This is a genomic window from Methylobacterium sp. V23, assembly GCF_002917135.1.
Taxonomy (GTDB): Bacteria; Pseudomonadota; Alphaproteobacteria; order Rhizobiales; family Beijerinckiaceae; genus Methylobacterium.
The window spans coordinates 1-2586 of the sequence record NZ_PDHT01000098.1; the positions used below are offsets into that span (position 1 = coordinate 1).

At 65.8% G+C, this 2586-nt stretch carries 2 protein-coding genes; both read left to right on the forward strand.

Going from position 1 to position 2586, the window contains the following annotated elements; all coding sequences use genetic code 11:
* Positions 1–1340 (forward strand): calcium-binding protein (locus tag CRT23_RS27385; protein ID WP_146056560.1); only part of this gene is annotated, 1340 nt, incomplete at its 5' end.
* 137 nt (positions 1341–1477) lie between these two features.
* Positions 1478–2586 (forward strand): 2OG-Fe(II) oxygenase (locus tag CRT23_RS27390; protein ID WP_103712618.1); only part of this gene is annotated, 1109 nt, incomplete at its 3' end.

Below are 2586 nucleotides of genomic sequence, written 5' to 3' on the forward strand. Positions count from 1 at the left end.
CGGGTGACGACACCTACCTGGTCGACAACGCTGGCGACGTGGTCACCGAGATGGCTAACGAGGGCATCGACACGGTGCTCACCAGCCTGGCCAGCTACGCGCTGAAGGGCAACGTCGAGAACCTGATCTTCACCGGCACCGGAAAGTTCGCCGGCACGGGCAACAACTTGGACAATGCGATCGCGGGTGGGTCGGGCAACGACGTGCTGATCGGCGGGGCGGGCAACGACACGCTCAGCGGTGGCGCCGGCCACGACAAGCTCAACGGCGGCATCGGCAACGACGTGCTCTGGGGTGGGTCGGGCAACGACACGCTGACCGGCGACGCCGGCTCTGACGTGTTCGTGTTCCGCAGCGGCGACAGCGGCACCACCTTCATCTCGGACTTCCAAATCGGCAGCGACAAGCTCGATCTGAGCGGGATGGGCTACACCAGCTTCGCGGAGGTGCAGGCGCATGCGGCGATGAGCAAGGCGGGCAACCTCGTGCTCAGCCTGGGCGACGAAACCATCACCCTGCAGAACGTCAAGCTTGGCCAGCTGACCGAGCAGGATGTCGTCCTGGCCAAGGCGGCCCCTCCGGCGGTTCTGATGAAGGCTGCTGCCGAGCCGGCAGCGCTCGCCAAGGTCGAGGCGCTCACCAAGGTCGAGCCTGTCTCGAAGGGTGGCCTGTTCTTGACCGGCACCTCGGGCAACGATGTGCTCACGGGTGGTTCGGGCCACGACACACTGGATGGTGGCGCAGGCGCTGACACCATGCTCGGCGGAGCGGGCGACGACACCTACCTCGTCGACCAGGTCGGTGATGTGGTCACCGAGATGGCCAATGCTGGCATCGACACGATCCGCACCAGCCTGGCCAGCTACACGCTCAAGGGCAATGTCGAGAACCTGGTCTATACCGGCTCGGGCGCCTTCAACGGCGTCGGCAACAGCCTCGACAACGTGCTCACGGGTGGAACCGGCAACGACGTGCTGATTGGAGGGGCCGGTCACGATACGCTCAACGGTGGAGCTGGCCACGACAAGCTCAACGGCGGCATCGGCAACGACGTGCTTTGGGGTGGGCCGGGCAACGACACGCTGACCGGAGATGCCGGATCCGACGTGTTCGTGTTCAAGCGGGCCGATGGGGCTGGCAAGAACTTCGTCACCGACTTCGAGCGCGGCATCGACAAGATCGACCTGAGTGGCTTTGGTTACACCAGCTTTGCGGATGTGCAGGCCCACCTGTCCACCGGTACGGGCGGGTTTGCGCTGATCTCGGACGCGGGCCACGACATCCTCTTGCAGCACGTCACCGCCAATCAGCTCAAGGCCGCCGACTTCCTGTACGCTTGAGCACCACACGCGAGCAGGCGCTCGACGTGCCGAGTTGCACGGCCCGAGCGCCAGCACCTCGGCCCCGGTCAGGCGCCTGGCTAGCGTGGCCGTGAGCCGGTAGAATGGTTCGGCTGACGTCCCGCTGCAGGTCTTCCATGAACGCTAACCCCAGCTTGCCGCCCGCCTTCGCTCAGCTCCTGCCCGGCGATCCTGCCCCCTGGTTCCGGCAGCGCTCGACCAGCAGTCCGCTCTACACCTTCGACACGGCAGCCGGGCGCTACATCATCCTGTGCTTCTTCGGCTCAGCCGGCGACGCGCAGGGCCAGGCGGCGGTCAGCGCCGTGCTGGCTAACCGCGGGCACTTCGACGACGCGCGGGCCTGCTTCTTTGGCGTGAGCATCGATCCGGCCGACGAGGCGCAAAACCGGGTCAGGGCGAGCATGCCTGGCCTGCGCTACTTCTGGGACTTCGACATGGCGGTGAGCCGCCTCTATGGCGCCGTGCCGAAGAACGTGGAGCCGGGCGCTAACGTGCCGACCAAGCGGTTCTGGATGGTGCTAGATCCAACCCTGCGCATTCTCCAGATATTCCCGCTCTCCGAGCATGCAGCCCTGTTCGCCTACCTCGACGCGCTGCCCCCGCCTGCCCACTTTGCCGGGTTCGAGGTCCACGCTCCCGTGCTCGTCCTGCCTGATGTGTTCGAGCCTGAGTTTTGCCAGCACCTGATCGGCTTGTATGAGGCGCATGGCGGTGAGCAGAGCGGCTTCATGCGCGATGTCGGCGGCAAGACGGTCGGTGTACACGACCAGAAGCACAAAGTGCGCAAGGACTACACGATCGACGACCAACAGCTGATGGCGCAGACACAAGCGCGCATCCTGCGCCGGGTCGTTCCCGAGATCGAGAAGGTGCACTGCTTCCGGGTGACCCGGATGGAGCGCTACCTCGTGGGCTGCTACGCAGCCGAGGATGGCGGGCATTTCGGCGCGCATCGCGACAACACCACAGCTGGAACCGCCCACCGCCGCTTTGCGGTCTCGATCAACCTCAACGCGGCGTTCGAGGGCGGCGAGGTCAGCTTCCCCGAGTACGGGCCGCGCAGCTTCAAGCCACCGCCGGGCGGTGCCGTGGTGTTCTCCTGCTCGCTCCTGCACGCCGTCTCGCGGGTGACAAGGGGCCGCCGCTACGCCTTCCTGCCGTTCCTCTACAACGATGCGGCTGCTAAGATCCGCGAGGCGAACGCTGCCAAGCTCGCGGATGGAAG